The 16575-nt window shown below is 65.1% G+C and carries 13 protein-coding genes; all 13 read right to left on the bottom strand.

All coding sequences use genetic code 11. The features are described 5' to 3' along the window. Positions 1-24: 24 nt before the first annotated feature. The 13 genes from PVE35_RS20070 to algD all read right to left on the bottom strand — a co-directional run bounded on the left by PVE35_RS20070 (position 25) and on the right by algD (position 16572). Positions 25-489, bottom strand: a complete 465-nt coding sequence (locus tag PVE35_RS20070) for a multidrug transporter (protein WP_268178848.1) — start codon at positions 487-489, stop codon at positions 25-27. Positions 490-667: 178 nt separating this feature from the next. Next, entirely contained in the window at positions 668-2104 is a 1437-nt protein-coding gene (locus PVE35_RS20065) for a mannose-1-phosphate guanylyltransferase/mannose-6-phosphate isomerase (RefSeq protein ID WP_277372769.1), read from the bottom strand. 97 nt (positions 2105-2201) lie between these two features. Continuing rightward, entirely contained in the window at positions 2202-2849 is a 648-nt protein-coding gene (locus PVE35_RS20060) for an alginate O-acetyltransferase AlgF (RefSeq protein ID WP_268178846.1), read from the bottom strand. Positions 2850-2871: 22 nt separating this feature from the next. Further along, the gene (locus tag PVE35_RS20055; RefSeq protein ID WP_277372768.1) at positions 2872-4005 is read right to left on the bottom strand and encodes an alginate O-acetyltransferase; all 1134 of its coding nucleotides are present in this window, start codon (positions 4003-4005) and stop codon (positions 2872-2874) included. A 13-nt stretch (positions 4006-4018) separates the two neighbouring features. After that, complete coding sequence (locus tag PVE35_RS20050; protein WP_277372767.1) at positions 4019-5485, bottom strand: MBOAT family protein; 1467 nt, start codon at positions 5483-5485, stop codon at positions 4019-4021. A gap of 133 nt (positions 5486-5618) precedes the next feature. Then, positions 5619-6692, bottom strand: a complete 1074-nt coding sequence (locus tag PVE35_RS20045; RefSeq protein ID WP_268178842.1) for a mannuronate-specific alginate lyase — start codon at positions 6690-6692, stop codon at positions 5619-5621. 8 nt (positions 6693-6700) lie between these two features. After that, positions 6701-8131, bottom strand: a complete 1431-nt coding sequence (locus tag PVE35_RS20040) for an alginate O-acetyltransferase (protein WP_268178841.1) — start codon at positions 8129-8131, stop codon at positions 6701-6703. Between the two features lie 12 nt (positions 8132-8143). Beyond that, positions 8144-9676, bottom strand: coding sequence for a mannuronan 5-epimerase AlgG (gene algG, locus PVE35_RS20035; RefSeq protein ID WP_277372766.1), 1533 nt, complete (start codon positions 9674-9676; stop codon positions 8144-8146). 11 nt (positions 9677-9687) lie between these two features. Further along, a complete protein-coding gene (locus PVE35_RS20030; RefSeq protein WP_277372765.1) occupies positions 9688-11136 on the bottom strand; it encodes an alginate export family protein in 1449 nt (482 codons plus the stop codon). A gap of 14 nt (positions 11137-11150) precedes the next feature. Beyond that, a complete protein-coding gene (gene algK / locus PVE35_RS20025) occupies positions 11151-12527 on the bottom strand; it encodes an alginate biosynthesis TPR repeat lipoprotein AlgK (protein ID WP_277372764.1) in 1377 nt (458 codons plus the stop codon). A 10-nt stretch (positions 12528-12537) separates the two neighbouring features. After that, positions 12538-13701, bottom strand: a complete 1164-nt coding sequence (locus PVE35_RS20020; protein ID WP_277372763.1) for an alginate biosynthesis protein Alg44 — start codon at positions 13699-13701, stop codon at positions 12538-12540. A 26-nt stretch (positions 13702-13727) separates the two neighbouring features. Beyond that, a complete protein-coding gene (gene alg8, locus PVE35_RS20015; RefSeq protein ID WP_268178835.1) occupies positions 13728-15209 on the bottom strand; it encodes a mannuronan synthase in 1482 nt (493 codons plus the stop codon). Between the two features lie 52 nt (positions 15210-15261). Further along, entirely contained in the window at positions 15262-16572 is a 1311-nt protein-coding gene (gene algD / locus PVE35_RS20010) for a GDP-mannose 6-dehydrogenase (RefSeq protein ID WP_268178834.1), read from the bottom strand. Positions 16573-16575 lie beyond the last annotated feature (3 nt).

Genomic DNA, 16575 nt, shown 5'->3' with positions numbered 1-16575 from the left:
GGCTCGGCAGACGTTCGGCGCGGATCAACGGACGAACCTGCCCTGCAGGCGTTCGGCTCGGAACTCCAGGGTTTGCGGGCGGTAGCCGCTGCGCAAGTCGGGTAGGGGCAGGCAGTCTTCCCAGGTTTCGCCGGGTAACAGCTCGCCAGGGCCGTCGTAGCGCGGCGATTCGTACAGGCGTTGAGCCAGGTTGGTACTGGTGCCGGGGCGGTAGGCGGCCACTTGCCAATGCAGTTCCTGCAGAGCCGCGTCGCTGCCGTTCTTCAGCTCCACGGCCAATGGTCGGTCAGCCGGGCATTGTTGTGGTGCGTACTGGATGCGCAGTTCGAGATGGGCGAGATCGCGGGCCTCGCGGCTTTCCTGCCAGATCACCCAGGTCGCCACCAGGCCCAGGCCGATGAGCGCCGCTGCCGAGACGGGCAGGGCCTTGCTCGGGTAGCGGATCAGCAGGATCAGCCAGGTGATGACGAGTACGGCACCGAACAGCATGAGAGCAACCTTTTGCAAAGTCTGCCTTCATCCTACACAAGCTGTCAGGTCAGGGTAACCGCATGGGCTGTCGCAGGGTGTGACAGGCCCGTAGGTGGGCATGAACGGTGGGAGAGGCGTAGCCCGGATGCAATCCGGGGCCGGGATCGACCCGGATTGCATCCGGGCTACGAACAGCTCAATGGGCGGCGCCGACGGCTAGCGCATCGCTGCGCCCATAGACATCCTCCAGGCGCTCGATGTCGTCCTCACCCAGGTAGGTGCCCGATTGCACTTCAATGATTTCCAGCGGGATCTTGCCCGGGTTGGCCAGGCGGTGCACCGAGGTCATCGGGATGTAGCAGGACTGGTTCTCGGTGAGCAGGAACTCACGGTCGTCGCAGGTCACCTTGGCCGTGCCGGAGACCACGATCCAGTGCTCGGCGCGGTGGTGGTGCATCTGCAAGGAGAGCTGCGCACCCGGTTTGACGGTGATGTGCTTGACCTGGAAGCGCCCGCCCATGTCCACCGAGTCGTACGAGCCCCATGGGCGGTACACCTCGCAATGGTTCTGGGTTTCGCTGCGGCCCTGCTTGTCGAGCCTGCTCACCAGCTTCTTGACGTCCTGCACGCGATCCTTGTGCGCCACCATCATGGCGTCCTTGGTTTCCACCACGACTATGTCGTCCAGGCCGAGCACCGAGACCAGCTTGCCGTTGCCGTGGATCAGGCAGTTGCGGCTGTCCTCGACCACCACGTCGCCCTTGGTGACGTTGCCAGCGTCGTCCTTGTCGTGCACTTCCCAGATCGACGACCAGCTACCGACGTCGTTCCAGCCGGCGGCCAGCGGCACCACGCAGGCGCGGCTGGTCTTCTCCATCACCGCGTAGTCGATGGAGTTGTCCGGGCAGCAGGCGAAGGTGGCCGGGTCGATGGCGATCTCGACGTCCTTGCGCTGGCTGCGCTCCAGGGCCAGCAGGCAGGTGTCGTAGATGTCCACGTCGTGATGCTTGAGTTCTTCCAGGAAACGGCTGGCGCGGAACAGGAACATGCCGCTGTTCCAGAAGTAGTCGCCGCTCTTCACGTATTCGCTGGCGCGCTGGGCGTCGGGTTTCTCGACGAAGCTGGCGACCCGCGCCACGCCTTCGGGCAGTTCCTCGTCGGCCTGGCCGCGGATGTAGCCGTAGCCGGTTTCCGGGCGGTTGGCCGGCACGCCGAACAGCACCATTTCGCCTTTCTCGGCGGCCACGGTGGCCAGGGCCAGGGCCTGGCGGAAGGCCTGCTGGTCATCCAGCACGTGGTCGGCCGGCAGTACCAGCATCAGCTCGTCACGGCCTTCGGCCAGCAGTTGCAGGGCGGCCATGGCCACCGCTGGTGCGGTGTTGCGGCCGAAGGGTTCGAGCAGCAGCAACTGCGCCTGCTGGCCGATCTGCTCCAGTTGCTCCTGGACGATGAAACGGTGTTCCTGGTTGGCCACCAGTACCGGCGGCTGCATGCCGTCGAACGCGAGGCGCTGCAGAGTCTGCTGGAACAGGGTTTGCTCGCCGGTCAGGGCGAGGAACTGCTTGGGATACAGCTTGCGCGAAAGAGGCCAGAGTCGGGAGCCGCTGCCACCGGAAAGGATGATGGGGGTCATGATGTGTCTCTCCTTAACGTTCATTGCGAGATGGATGCCCGTGTCGTGTCGGTGCGGCGTGTGCCCGCCGTTTTCCTTGTTCTAGAAACCTGTTGCTTCAACCGTCGATGGGGCGCTTGACCCACACCGGCGACAACTTGCCCTGGCCGCCGGTGACGAACAGGCTGACCACTTCGCCGCGCTCGAGGGTGACCGGCTTGAGGTCGGTGATCTTCTTGTCGCCGGCAAACAGCGCCAGGCCGACCTTGACCGGGTTGATCTCGCGCTCACCGCGACCGTTCGGCGCCACGTCGGCGACCACCGGGGTCTTGCCGTCGGCGGTCTTCACGCTGAGCTTGCTGTCGCTGAGGTTCTGCACGCGCAGCATGGCCTTCTGCTTGTTGCTGAAGGCCGGCTCCTCCACCAGGCGCGGCGCGCTGCCGGTCTGGTTGACCAGGGTGTAGTAGTGCGCGGCTTCCAGTTTCACCGGCAGGGCGTTGCTGCCGACCTGAGCCTGGTAGCTACCCGCGGGCAGGAACTTGAAGTCGCTGGAGCCCAGCGGCGCGACCTGCTTGAGCTGCACCTCGCCGACCTTGACGTCCAGCTCGGCATTGCCAGCGTTGTAGGCGCGGACGAAGGCCGAGCCCTTGGGCGCTTTCGGCCCGTACAGGGCCGCGTCACCAGCGTGAGCCTGGAGCATGCCCAGACCGAGAGCCAGGGCGCAGGCACCGAGGGTGAAGCGACGAAGGGTGGTTTGAGTCTTCATGGGTAGTCCTCCTTGGGATGGATCAGCGATTGGCCGCAGCCAGTTTTTGCTGCTCGCCGTCTGCCTTGAGGGCGGCGAGCCAGTTCGGGTCGAAATCGTTCAGGTCACCGGCCATCGGCAGGTAGCGCTCGGGGAACTCCCAGATCACCACCTGCGGCGGGTTGTTCTTCAGTTCATCGCTCTGCAGGTACTTGAGCATCGGCACCAGCGGGCCCTGGCCTTCCTCGGCGTGGTTGACCACATCGCGCTCGAGGTACTGGCGCAGGGCGCCGGCGAAGTTCCACGAGGGATTGGCGCTGTAGCTGGTGCCGACCAGGGCCACCGGTATGTCGCGGTCGCCGAACAGATCGCCACCGCCGGCCTGGGCGGCGTGGGTTTCGCGCTGCTGCAGACGGTCGGCGCGCGGCATCAGGCTGTCGAACAGCGGCGCCAGTGGCAGGAAGCGGGTCAGGTCGCCCTGGTGATCGCGGGTTTCCACGGTTTCGGTGACGAACTGCTGCGGCTCGCCACGCAGCGGTACGGCGCTGCGGATCACCTCGCTGAGGGTGCGGGCGGCCACCTCGGCGCCTTCCGGTGTCCAGTGCGTGTCGGTACGCAGGAACACCTGTTCGTCCCGTTTGGCCGCCTGCAGCGGGCCGAGTAGATCCGGTGCGGCGATGCCGGCAGCCTGCACGGCCTGATGGAAGCTCGGGTAGAGGTTGCGTTGCAGAGCGCTGGGGCTATGGCTGCCGGTGTGCTCCGGGTACAGACGGGTCTTGGCCGGGACGATGGCCAGCAGCAGGTGGATGTCGCGCTGTTCGAGCTGGCGCTGCACACCGCGGATCAACGCCAGGTTGTCGCGGATCTGGCGTTGACCGTCTGCCACCGCATCGAATTCCTCGTCCGAGTACAGCCAGCCATCCTTGCCTATCACCAGGCCGGCGCGGCCCTCGCCGAAGGCCAGGTACTCCAGGGCGGCCCAGAGGTTGATACCGAACTGCTTGAGGGGAAACTCCTCGTCGTAGTGATGTTCGATGCTGCGAGCCAGCTCGCCGTCGAGCACCTCGGGGTCTGCCGGCATGTCGTAGCTGGCCAGGCTGGACAGGGCCAGCAGGCTGGTGGGCAGTAGCGCCAGGAGGAACAGGGCGACGTACAGGGTCTTGAATGAACGCGTCATGGCGGGCCTCCGCTCAGAACTGGAAGTAGAGGAAGGGGGAGTAGCTTTGCGCCGAGAGCTTGAGCAGCGAGGCGCAGAACAGCAGGAGCAGGGCGCCTTGCAGCAGCAGGGTGCGGTGGTGCACGCGGCTCATCACTCCGGCCCCGCTGGGTAGCCACTGCACGGGAGCGCCATTGCCGGTCTGCGTCTGGTGCTGCTTGAGGAACTGCAGCGCGCCATTGACCGCGATCACCACCCAGGCCAGGGCCAGGGTGGCCATCTGCAGGCTGCTGATCTGCGCCAGTGTCAGCTCGCTCAGGTGCCAGTCGCCGAAGGCGAACAGCGCCGCGTACATGCGCCCGGCCACCTCAAGGTTCTCGGCGCGGAAGATCACCCAGCCGAGCATTACCAGCAGCAGGGTGAAGGCCCACTTCAGCGGGTTGAAGACGGTCGGTGCGGCCTTCACCCCCAGGGCTCGCTCGATGGCCAACCAGGTGCCGTGCCAGGCGCCCCAGATCAGGAAGGTCCAGTTGGCGCCATGCCAGAAACCACCGAGCAGCATGGTCAGGAACAGGTTGCGATAGGTGTTGAAGGTGCCATGGCGGTTGCCGCCCAGGGGCACGTAGAGGTAGTCGCGCAGCCAGGTGGAGAGGCTGATGTGCCAGCGCCGCCAGAACTCGGTGATCGACTGACTGATATAGGGCTGGTTGAAGTTCTCCATGAAGCGAAAGCCCATCATCAGGCCCAGGCCGATGGCCATGTCGCTGTAGCCGGAGAAGTCGAAATAGAGCTGCGCGGTGTAGGCGATCATGCCCAGCCAGGCATCGCCGGTGCTGGGGTTCTGCAGGGCGAAGCAGTGATCCACCAGCGGCGCCAGGCTGTCGGCGATGAACACTTTCTTGACGAAACCCTGCATGAAACGTGTGGCGCCTTCGCTGAACTTGTCCAGGCTGTGGGTGCGGTCGGTGAACTGGTCGGCCAGATCCTTGTAGCGCAGCACGGGGCCGGCGATCAGTTGCGGGAACAGGGCGATGAAGGCAGCGAAGTTGATCAGGTTGCGGGTCGGCTCGGTGTCCTTGCGGTACACGTCGATCAGGTAGCTGATGGACTGGAAGATGTAGAAGGAGATGCCGATTGGCAGGATCACCGAGGTCAGCACGAAGGGCTCGAAACCCATGGATTCGAGTACGGCATTGATGTTGGCCACCCCGAAGTTGGCGTACTTGAAGTAGCCCAGCGTGGCCAGGTTGCCGACCACCCCGGCCACCACCCAGCGCCGCGCCGCCTCGGTGCCGGCGTTGGCCTGGATGCGCAGGCCGAAGACGTAGTTCCACAGCGTCACGGCGGCGAACAGCAGGAGGAAGTCCACCCGCCACCAGGCGTAGAAGATGTAGCTGCCGATCAGGATCAGCAGGTTGCGCCCGCGGTTCGGGCACAGGTAGTACAGGCCGAGAAAGATCGGCAGGAACAGGAACAAAAAGACGTTGGATGAAAAGACCATCCTTGCTTCTCCGTGAAGACTCGGGGCAGCGCCCCCCTTTCCCCCCGCCTGCGAGGGGCTTGTTTTTGCTACTTCCTGTAGGAGCTGGCTTGCCGGCGACGCTGTGCAAGGCAGATCGCCGGCAAGCCGGCTCCTACGGTTTGCCGAACACCTGGGTCACCTCGCCACCTAAGCGGAAGCTGTTGAACGGCCCCATGTCCTTGTTCAGTTCGCGGGCTTGCGGGCCGCAGTCGTAAAGGCTGCAGTAGGGTGCCAGCCAGGCGTACTTGTAGTCCTTGCGCAGTTCGCCCATGTCCTGCTTGGCGCCGCTGCGCTGGGCGAAGATCTTCGGGTTCTGCGCCCCCTCCAGCACTCGCTCGGCCAGGCGCTGCAGGGCGCCATGGTTCTCGCCGCGCAGATCGACGCCGTTGGCCTGGGCGAAGGCGGCGATCATCGCCAGCGGTGGCAGGGCGTAGTTGTGGTAGGCCAGGGCGCGCTGGCGGCGACGTATCTCGTTGGGCAGAAAGCCTTCGTCGTCCACCTGGTTGGCGGCGACGCGGAACTGCTCCACGGACCAGTCGAACAGGTCGCGCCGGTCACTGACCACCGCCACCGCCATCACCGACCAGGCGGCCCAGTAGCTGTGGTTGTTGATCTTCTTCAGCGGCAGGTCGCTCCACTCGCGCACGGTGTGTTCGGCCAGGTTGAGGAACCAGCGCTCGATGCGCTCGCTCTGCTCGGGGTAGTCCTTCAGCGGCTGCGACTCGGAGAACTTCAGGCGTAGCCAGGCGCCGGCGAGGCTGCCCAGCGCCCATTTGCGGATCGACTTGCCGGTGTGATTGAAACGCTCGGATTCCAGGGCATCGGCACTGGCCCAGCGATCCAGCCACTGGATAGCGCAGTCCAGGCGCTCGCGCTGGCCGGTGCGCATGTAGCCGGTGATCAGCCGCCCGGCTTCCTTCTCCAGGCGGGTGATGTCGGAGGTCTGCTGGCGGAAGCTCTTCTCCGCACGGGCATTGAGCGTGGCGCGCGCGCTGTCGGAGCCGGCGTACTTGCTGGTGAAGTGCATCTCGCCGATGTACGGCTGCGGCGCTGCCGAGCAGGGCGCGGCATGTCCCTGGCGCTGCTCCACGGGGGCGCGGTAACCGGCGGGTGGTTGCAGGGCGGCATGCGCCGCACTGCTGAGCAGCAGGGCGCTGAGCAGGGCAAGTGGCGAGAGTCTGTGCATGGCGAACCTCAGCTTTCGGTGGCGTTGTGGGCGACCTGCTGGGCAGGGCCGGAGGGACGTTGGCACAGGCTGGCCTGCACCTTGACGTCGTCGGCGCTGTCCTCGGGCTTCTGGAGTTCCAGGGCGAAGAAGTTCTCCTCGCCCCAGCCCGGCCCGTCGCGCAGCTCGAAGGTGAAACGCCCGTCGGTGTCGACGGTGTTGGGCTTTTCCAGCTTGAGCTGTTCGCGCTGGCCATTGAGGTACCAGATGGTCGCGTCGATGCGCTTGATCGAGGTGTCGCTGAAACGCAGGTCAAGCTGGTGGCGGTTGCCGGGCAGGGTCAGCAACTTGTTCTGGCCATTGACCAGCACCTCGTTGCTGCCGGGGCGCAGGCGTTTCTCGCTGCTCAGCAACGCGGTCTGGCCGCTGCAGCCGTTGTTCAGCGCCGCCATGAGCTGGCGGTGGGTCTTGTCCGAGGCCAGGTCGTAGAGCGGTGAGAATTCCCACACGATGATTTTCGGCGGGTCATTCTGGAACGCATCGCTGGCCAGGTATTCGAGCATCGCCCCTTCCAGGCCGCCGCCGGGGAAGGCGGCGTTGAGCACGTCGGTGCCCAGGTACTGTTCGAGAAAACCGCCGAAGTTGTAGTTCTTGCCGCTGTGGCTGGTACCGATCAGAGCGATCTGCGGGCTGCTCTCGTCGCCGAACAGGGCATCGCCGCCACTGGCATCCTTGGGTTCGGTGAGGAACTGGTCGACGTACTGCACGGCATAGCCGGTGCCGCAGAGCTGGCTGGCGACATTCTGCATGGTGCCGGTCTTGCCCATCAGGCCGATGCGCTCGGTGACGAACTCCTTCTGCGGCAGATCGCTGAAGCCGGGGATGCGCTTGATCGTCTCGGCCACCAGGCGCGCGGTGCGTTCGGCGCCGTAGGGGGTCCAGTGCTGGTCGCGGCGGAAGTAGAACTCCTTGGCGTCCTTCTCGTCGGTCAGCGGCGTCAGATCCGGCACCCAGATGCCCAGTTGCTCGAAGCGCGCCAGGGTCTGGCGGTAGTTGCGCAGGGCCTTGTCGTAATCGAAGCGCTGGTACTCCTCGGGGGCGAGCTTTTCCCGATTGACCAGGCCGCGCGTGGGTTGGTAGACCACCACCAGTTCCACGCCACGTTGCTTGAGGCCGTCGCGCAGTTCCTTGAGGTAGCGGTAGCCGGTCTCGTTGGTGCCGAACTCGGTGCGCAGGTCTTCCACGCTGCGGAACAGCCAGCCATCGCGGGCGTCGAGCAGGGTGACGAAGTTCTTCATGTAGTTGGTGGTGTAGTTGCTGGCATCGTGCGCGGCCGGGCACAGCGAGCAGCAGTCCTGCACCTGATACTCTGGAGCGGGGCGTTCGGCGGCCTGCAGCAGGCTGCCGTAGGCGGCGCAGGTCACCGCCAGGGCGAGGGTCTTGAGTTTGGATACGCTCATGCTTGGGCCTCGTCAGTTGGTCATCTGCGCAGGGCCGACCGGGTCGATCAGCACGGGTTGGCGCTTGCGCAGCAGCAGGTCGAGGATTTCGTCCTGTTTCTCGCCGAGAATGCCGGCCAGCTGGATGCCGGTGCTCTTGCTCGGGGCGAGCATCTTCACGCGGTACAGCTCGACCGACAGCGGCGAGTCGATGTTGATGGGGCTGGAGCCGTTACCGGCCAGGGTGCCGCCGACGATGATCATCGACACCTTGGTGTCGAACGGGTCGAGCTTCAGGTTGCGGTCGGTGTCGGACAGATCCTTGATGTGGCCGTAGACGCCGGTGAGCTGGTTGAGCGCCGCGACGTTCTCGTACAGGCGGATGTTCTCGCTGTTGCGGATGCGGATGCCGTGGCGCTGGTTGCCCAGCACCTGATTGCCCCACAGCAGGTTGTCGCCGCTCTCGTACAGGGTGATGCCGTCGGAGTGGTTGCCGTGCACGCGGTTGTGGGCGATCAGGTTGCGCACGCTGTTACGGTCGATGACGATGCCCGAGAGCTTGTTGTCGTAGCTCTGGTTGTTGATGATCCAGCTATCGTTGACCTCGCGCGAGATGATGATGCCGTGCTTCTTCTTGGTACCGAACACCTCGTTCTCGGCGATGATCAGGCCGTGCGAGCGGTCGTGCGGGTCGATGCCGTAGACGATGTTGTCGCGGTAGGTGTTGCCCTTGATCACCACGTTCTGCGCCTCGTAGCAGTAGAAGCCGTACCAGTGGTCGACGAATTCCGAGTCGATCAACCAGCCGGTCGGTTCCGGGCGTTGCAGGCGTGCATGCATGTTCGGCGTGTACTGGGTGATCGACACGCCATAGGACTTGGAGTTGTCGTAACCCAGGCTGGTGATCACGCTGCTGGCGATGTACAGCTCGCTACCGCCCCAGGACACCAGGAAGGGGCGGAACTCCTTGGGATCGCGGAAGGTGGCCGGGCCGTTGTCGGCCTCGCGCCAGGCAGTGACGCGGGTATCGGTAATGAACATCAGGCCGTCGTTGATCAGGAACGCGCCACGCTCCTGCGACAGGCGCAGTTCGCGGGTGTCCTTGCCGACGTGCAGCGCCGCGCCTTGAGCCACGACGATGGGCAGACGGGCGAGGTACACGCCCGGTGCCTGCTCGGCGAACTGGCTGTCGGGCAGGGCATCGGCCAGATCCTGCGCGGTGACCAGGCCGCCTTCGATGAAGATCGCCTGGGGCATGCCCTGCTGACGCTTGATCCATTCGCGCAGGCGTTCGTTACCGCCGGTGAAATCCTTCAGCGCGTCCTGGCGCAGCATGCGCCGCACCACCACCTTGCCTTTGGCGCCGTGCGGGATCTTGGCCAGCACGGCCTCCTTGGTGTAGCCGGACAGGTCCGGCAGCTTGGGCGCTTCCATGTGCAGCTCGTCGGCCGGCGCGCTACGCACGCGGTAGTCGAGCAGGTTGTCCTGCGGGTTGGCCTGTGCCAGCGGCGCCGTGAGACACAGCGCGCTGAGCAGCAGGGGTAGGGCTAAGCCATTGGGTTGCATGATCCGATCCCTCAGAAGCGCCAGATGAAGTCGACGAAGGCGCGGTGCATCACCGAGTCGGTGCCGCTGCCATAGGCATCGCCCGGGCGGAATACGCCGGCACGCAGACGTACCAGGGCCGAGCGCTCGTCCAGTTGTTCGGCGACGGCCGCCGGCAGCAGGCCCTGCTTGAAGTAGCGGGTCAGCACCACGTCGACTTCCTGGCCGAGGTCTTTCTCGCCGGCCACCAGCGGTGCGGTGATGCCGCTGTCGCCGACGTCCTGATCGCCGTCGACGCGCCAGAAGCGGTGGTAGACCAGGCTGGCGTCGTAGTCCTCGTTCAGCTCCCAGGAGCTGAAGGCGCTGGCCACCTGCAGGTTGGAGAGCTCGCCGCGGAAGGCCTCGCCATAACGGTGCAGGCGCGATTCGACGCCGGTGAAATTGGCGCGGTTGCTGTGCAGGCCGGTCTGCATGAACTGCCGCGACTTGTCCTCGTCGCCACCGCCGCTGCCGCGGGAGTAGGCGGCGCCGACCTTCCAGTTGTCGTCGAGGTCGTAGCGCAGGCCCAGATCCACGGCCCAGGCATCCACGTCCTGGCTGCGCGAGCCGGTGGCCTGGCGTTCGTTGCCGACCACCTGCTGTTGCAACTGATCGGTGTCGCCCTTGAGCCAGGTGAACTGCGCCCAGTAGTTGAGACGGTTGCGCGAGTTGCGCTCGAAGAAACCGCCATCGGCATGCAAGCCGTACCAGGTCAGGTCGCCGGTGTAGCGCTTGCTCAGTTCGTCGAGGCGCTCGCCGGGCCGCGCCAGATGGCCGTCGTCGCGGCTGTGATGGAGGTTGGCGCCGATGCGGTGGCCGGGCGTCCACTGGTAGTCGAGGCCGGCGAAGTAGTGGCGGCGATCCTCGTCCTCGGGGGCCAGGTCATCGAGATCGGTGCGGTATTCGGAGAAACGCTCGGCGACACCAGCCTTGGCGCGCAACAGGGTGGTATCGAATTGCCATTGCACGGCTTCGATGTTGGTGTCCATCCAGGCCCCGTCATCGCTGCGCAGGCGCTGGCGGCCCACGCGCAGGTGTTCGCCGGGATAGGCGGTGAGGCCGGCGTAGTCGACCCAGAACTCGCGCATGGCCAGGTAGCTCTTGTCCGGCTGGCGCGCGTCGCCGCGCTGTGTGCTGTCTTCGCCGTCGTCCTGCAACGGGTCGGTTTCGATGGTGTCGGTGGCGGTGACCGCCTGACCCATGGCGAAGGCGCTCCAGTCGCCACGCTCGCCATAGACCCAGGGGCGCAGGTCGAGGCCGAGACCGCTGACGTCGCCACCCTCGCGGGTGCCGAGGTCACGGTCGTCTTCCGATTGTGCGGTGATCTTCACGTCCAGGCCGAAATTCCTCGGTACCTCCGCCGCCCAGGCGGTGCTGGCGGCACTGGCGACCAGCAGGCTGGCACTCAGGCCTAGCTGGCTGACGATCCTGTTTAACTGCATGCAGAAATCCTTGTTCATGGCTGGCTGACCTGCAGGGCGGCCTGCTGCTGCAGGACGTTGCCGCGTACCTCGCGCTCTTCGCGCAGCAGGCGCTGGCCTTCGGCCAGTTGGGCTGGGGTCAGGCTGGCGGCGATGGCGTCGGCCAGCTCCTGGGTCTGCGGCGTCTGGCGGGGCAGGGCCAGTTGGCTGAAGACGTAGGCATTGACCGGATCCGGCTTGATGCCGCGTTTCTGGCTGTACATCTGCGCCAGGGCGAAGTCGGCGCTGAGCTGGCCGGCGCGGGCGGCGCTGAGCAGGTGGTCGAGGGCCTTCTGCGCATAGACCTCACCGAGGTAGCCGCGCAGGTAGATCTGCCCCAGGTAGTAGTTGGCGCTGGGCTCGCTGGGGGCGGCCTTGCGCAGGTGTTCCTCGGCCTTGTGCGGCTGCTTGGGCAGCAGCTTGCCCTCGTAGTACAGGCGTCCGAGCAGCAGTTCGGCGCGCGGCAGGGCGGCTTCGCGGCCCTTGTCCAGGTAGCCGAGCAGGGTTTCGGTATCGCCCTGCTGCGGGTAGTCGTAGAGCAGGCGGGCCAGGCTGACCCAGGCGGCGGGGTAATCCGGGGCGATGGCTTCCAGCAGCTCCTGCGCGCGTTGTGGTTGCGGCTGGCCCAGTTCGGGGTCGCTCAGCACCCCGGCCACGGCCTCGACCTGGTTGGGCGAGACGCGACCGGCGCGGTAGCCGGCCAGCAGCCGCTCGGTCAGGGCATCGCGGGCATCGGCGCGGTCCTGCTTCTGATAGACCGTGGCCAGTTCGGCATAGCAGGCTTCTTCCTGAGTCAGGCGCGCCTGGCAGATGCGTTCGATCTCGCCGAGGTGCTGATCGTAGGAACCTTCGCTGCGGTACAGGAGAATCTGCGCCAGTTCGGCCTGCGGCAGGCCCTGCTGGCGCCAGTCATGGATACGCTGGGCAACGTTCATGGTGGGAAAGTCCTGTGGGTAGAACAGGTAGAGTTCGGTCAGGGGCAGCAGCGCGCTGGGCTCGCCAGCGCGGTTGGCACGTTCCAGCAGTTCGGCGGCCTCGCGGCGCTCGACCAGGGTGCTGCCGGGCTTGCGCGCCAGCAGCTTGCCCAGGCGCGCTTCGGCGCGCGGTGAGCCATCCAGGGCCTGGCGATAGATGCGCTCGGCTTCCTGCATGTCCTGGTTCTGGCCGCTGGCCGCGTAGATATCGGCCAGGCCGATCTGCGCGTTGCTGTAGCCCATCTCGGCGAGTTGGCGGAAATGCCATTCGGCAGTCTGCTGATCGCCGCTTTGCAGGGCTTCGCGGGCCAGGCGCTCGTCCGGCAGGCCGGCGCAGCCGACCAGCGTGGCGCTGACGGCCAGGCCGAGCAGGGCAGGGCGAAGTAGAGGCATGCTCACGGCGATCTCCTCAGCGGCCGGCGGCTACGGCGTGGTCGACCAGACCGCCGAGGGACGGACCACGGTCGATGACCACGTCCACCGGCTGGCCGGCGAGGTTGGCCGGCAGCACGTCCTGCGGTTTGATCACCACGCGGATGTCCGAACTCAGGCCGCCGTCGTGCAGGCTGGTGCTGATGATCTGGCCATGACGGGCATCGTCCTCGCCGGCCACCTTGAAGGTCACCGGGGTGCCGGGGCGTGCCTGTTCCAGGTTGCGATAGGGGAAGCTGGCGGCGACGGTGGCGACGCCGTCCTGTGGCACCAGCTCGAAGATCACGTCGCCCTTGCTGGCGAACTGACCGTCGGCCACCAGTTGGCGAGCAACCTTGCAGTTGCACGGGCTGGTCAGGGTGCCCTGCATCTCGCGGGCGAACAGGGCCTCGATCTGGCTCGGTTCGAGCTGGTCTTCACCCAGGTGGCCCTTGAGCATCTCCAGCATGCTGGTGGTGAAGGTGGCGATGGGCGCACCTTTTTCCACCACGGCGTCTGGCTGTACCAGGGCCTGCACGCTGCCTTCACGCGGCATGGTGACCTGCAGCGCGGGCAGGCTGATCTGCGCCGACTTGGCATGGGTGACGAAGTACAGGCCATACACCGACTTGCCGATGTAGCCGAAGGCCGCCAGGCCGACGAGGAAGATGGCGCCACTGAAGGTCACGGCGCGCAGGCGACCGAGCATGCTCATGCCGCCGCCCGTACCGTTCTTGCGTGCCTTGGTGAAGTTGTCGCGCTGCAGGATGTGCAGCACCTCGCCGACGTTGATCAGCTCACCCCCCAGATGCGCGCTGATCAGGTGGCGCAGGGCCGCCGCTTCACGTGCGCCAAGGTTATGGAACTGGCAGCCGACACGGTTGTGTTCGGCCTGCACGGCGTTGACCTGGAATTCCACATCCAGCCCCAGCACCAGGCCGTCGAGCTGGAACTGCAATTGGCCACGGTGATAGTCACCGACCTTGTGTGTGGTTTTCTCGCTGGTGAAGCTGAAACCGCCGGCAGAGACATCCTGCAGGCGTGCATCGACGCGTTCGCCCTTGGCGGTGGTGTAGCGCAGGCGCCCGGGCAGCTTGACACGGGCGTGCTGGCGCTGGGCTTCGGACTCATGGACGACGTTGAGATTGGCGACGGAGTTCATGGTGGCTAATTCCTATTCGAGTTCGGTCATACCAGCGCCAGCAGCGCGGCGATGAATACAGAGGCAGCAGAGAAGGTCATGGCGCGTGACGACCAACTGTTGAACCAGTTGGCGAAGCTGGACAGGCCGCGGTTGAGCTTGGTGTTCTGGCGCGTCCAGGACTGCTGATCGAGGCGGAAGAACACGTAGATCTTCACCAGGGCGCCGACGATCTGGTTGTAATAGAGCAGCACCGGGTAGGCCGGGCCGATACGGTGGCCGGACAGCATCAGCAGCAGGGTCAGGATCAGGCGGGTCAGGCCGATCCACAGCAGATAGACCAGCAGGTACATCACGCTGTACTTGATGCTGGCGATGATCGCCACGCACAGGCCGAGGATGCAGGTCCACATCGACACGCGCTGATCGAACAGCACCAGGCTGGTGAAGGCGCCGAGGCGGCCCATGCCCAGACGCAGGGCGCGTGAGTTCTGCCGCAGGTTGTTGCCGTACCAGCGGAACATCAGCTTGCGGCTGGCCTTGATGAAGCTCTTCTCCGGCGGGTGTTCCACCGTGTTGATGGCGGCGTCCGGCACGTAGAAGGTGTCGTAGCCCAGGCGCATCAGGCTGTACCAGCTAGACTTGTCGTCACCGGTGAGGAACTGGAAGCGGCCCAGGCGCCAGTGCTCCAGGTGGTCGGCTTCGACGTCGCGGATGAATTCGGGGTCGGTCACCACGCTGGCGCGGAACACGGACATGCGCCCGGTCATGGTCAGCACGCGTTTGGAAAGCGCCATGGAGCACATGTTGAGGTGACGCTGGGCGAAGCGCAGCTTGTGCCACTCGCTCATGATGTAGCTGCCGCGTACCTCGCAGAACTCGTTGGTGGTCAGGCCGCCGACGTTGGGGAAGAGCTTGAACCAGGGCACGGTCTTCTTCACCACATCGGCTTCGAGCACGGTGTCGCCATCGATCACCGCCACCACCGCATCGCGATCCGGCATCTGCCGGGAGATGGCGCGGAAACCGTGGGCCAGGCCGTCACGCTTGCCGGTGCCGGGAATGCGTACGATGTCCAGCTTGACCCGTGCTGGCGGCTGGGCCTGGGCCCAGAGGTTCTTGATCAGCAGCTCGTCGGAGAGCTCGACGATCGAGCAGACCACGGTGCAGGGGTAGCCGCAGTCGATCGCTTCGCGGATCACCGAGCGGTAGACCATGGCGGTGGTCAGCGCCTCGATGCGGAAGCTGGTGACCATCAGAAATACATGAGAGGGGTCGGCGTCCTTGCCGAGTTTTTGCACCTTGCGGCGATACCAGGGGTACACCAGGTAAAGGAACAGGCAGCCGCGCACGAAGTGCATGGCGCCCATGGAATAACGCCAGATGCCGACGATGCCGATGAGCAGGAGGAAATTCCGCGAATCGGGGTCGAACACCGTACGGGGCAGAGCCAGTGCCAGGAGCATCAGCAGGCTGAGATAGAGTATCCAGCCGCTGGCCTGATTGAGGCCGTTCTTGAGCTTGTCCATATGCGTCTCCGGCTACCGCCCGGGATTGACCAGGCGGTAGCTCGCGGCCTCGTTACCAGCAGATGCCTTCGGCCACGCCATTGCTGGCGTGAGGCATGAAGCCCACCAGGTCGATCACCCGCTTGCCGCTCGGTGCCTGCTCGGCGAGCTTGGCGAAGCGCTCGTCGCTGTTGCCCAGGACGATGATGTCGGCCTTCGCCACCACGTCGTCCAGATCACTGTTGAGCAGCGAGGAAACGTGTGGGATCTTCGACTCGATGTAGTCCTTGTTGGCGCCGTGGACACGGGCGTATTCGACGTTGCGGTCATAGATGCTCAGGTCGAACCCCTTGCCGATGAGCATTTCCGCCAGTTCCACTTGCGGGCTTTCGCGCAGGTCATCGGTGCCGGCCTTGAAGCTCAGGCCGAGCAGGGCGACCTTGCGCGAATGGTGGCTGGCGATGATGTCGAAGGCCTTCTGCACCTGGGCGGCGTTGCTGCGCATCAGCGAGCCGATCAGCGGGGCTTCCACGTCCAGGCTGCTGGCGCGGTAGTTCAGGGCACGTACGTCCTTGGGCAGGCAGGAGCCGCCGAAGGCGAAGCCAGGCTTCATGTAGTACTTGGACAGGTTGAGCTTGTGGTCCTGACAGACCACGTCCATCACCTCGCGGCCGTCGACGCCGACTGCCTTGGCGATGTTGCCGATCTCGTTGGCGAAGGTGACCTTGGCCGCATGCCAGACGTTGCAGGTGTACTTGATCATCTCCGCGACTTCGATGTCCTTGCGGATGATCGGCGCGTCCAGCTCGCTGTAGATGCTTTCCAGCAGGTCGCCGGAGGCCTTGTCCAGCTCACCGATGACGGTCATCGGCGGGAAGTCGTAGTCCTTGATCGCGGTGCTTTCGCGGAGAAACTCGGGGTTCACCGCCAGGCCGAAGTCGACGCCGGCCTTCTTGCCCGAGCAGTCTTCGAGAATCGGCAGTACCACGTTCTTCGCGGTGCCCGGCAGTACGGTGCTGCGTACCACCACGGTGTGGCGCTCGGCCTTGTCGCGCAGAGCGAGGCCGATCTCGCGGCACACGCCTTCGATGTAGTTCAGCTCCAGGTCGCCGTTCTTCTTGCTCGGCGTGCCGACGCAGATGAACGACACATCACTTTCCAGTACGGCTGCGATGACATCGGTCGTACCACGCAGGCGACCCTGGCGCAGACCCTGTTGCAGCAGTTCTTCCAGGCCCGGCTCGACGATGGGCGATTTGCCATTGTTGATCAGGTCGATCTTGTTCGCGGATATATCCACACCGATTACGTCATGGCCGCGAGCCGACAAACAGCCGGCACAAACTGCGCCCACATAACCCAAACCGAAGATACTGATACGCATGGT

Source organism: Pseudomonas sp. AA-38 (genome assembly GCF_029457475.1).
Taxonomy (GTDB): Bacteria; Pseudomonadota; Gammaproteobacteria; order Pseudomonadales; family Pseudomonadaceae; genus Aquipseudomonas.
This window is presented reverse-complemented; position numbering and strand designations above follow the sequence as displayed.

Coding starts and splice junctions, on each gene's coding strand:
- PVE35_RS20050 (WP_277372767.1), bottom strand. CDS start 5,485: ATGGTCTTTTCATCCAACGTCTTTTTGTTCCTGTTCCTGCCGATCTTT.
- PVE35_RS20060 (WP_268178846.1), bottom strand. CDS start 2,849: ATGAAGACTCAAACCACCCTTCGTCGCTTCACCCTCGGTGCCTGCGCC.
- alg8 (WP_268178835.1), bottom strand. CDS start 15,209: ATGGACAAGCTCAAGAACGGCCTCAATCAGGCCAGCGGCTGGATACTC.
- PVE35_RS20030 (WP_277372765.1), bottom strand. CDS start 11,136: ATGCAGTTAAACAGGATCGTCAGCCAGCTAGGCCTGAGTGCCAGCCTG.
- PVE35_RS20055 (WP_277372768.1), bottom strand. CDS start 4,005: ATGACGCGTTCATTCAAGACCCTGTACGTCGCCCTGTTCCTCCTGGCG.
- algG (WP_277372766.1), bottom strand. CDS start 9,676: ATGCAACCCAATGGCTTAGCCCTACCCCTGCTGCTCAGCGCGCTGTGT.
- PVE35_RS20040 (WP_268178841.1), bottom strand. CDS start 8,131: ATGAGCGTATCCAAACTCAAGACCCTCGCCCTGGCGGTGACCTGCGCC.
- PVE35_RS20065 (WP_277372769.1), bottom strand. CDS start 2,104: ATGACCCCCATCATCCTTTCCGGTGGCAGCGGCTCCCGACTCTGGCCT.
- algD (WP_268178834.1), bottom strand. CDS start 16,572: ATGCGTATCAGTATCTTCGGTTTGGGTTATGTGGGCGCAGTTTGTGCC.
- PVE35_RS20020 (WP_277372763.1), bottom strand. CDS start 13,701: ATGAACTCCGTCGCCAATCTCAACGTCGTCCATGAGTCCGAAGCCCAG.
- PVE35_RS20045 (WP_268178842.1), bottom strand. CDS start 6,692: ATGCACAGACTCTCGCCACTTGCCCTGCTCAGCGCCCTGCTGCTCAGC.
- PVE35_RS20070 (WP_268178848.1), bottom strand. CDS start 489: ATGCTGTTCGGTGCCGTACTCGTCATCACCTGGCTGATCCTGCTGATC.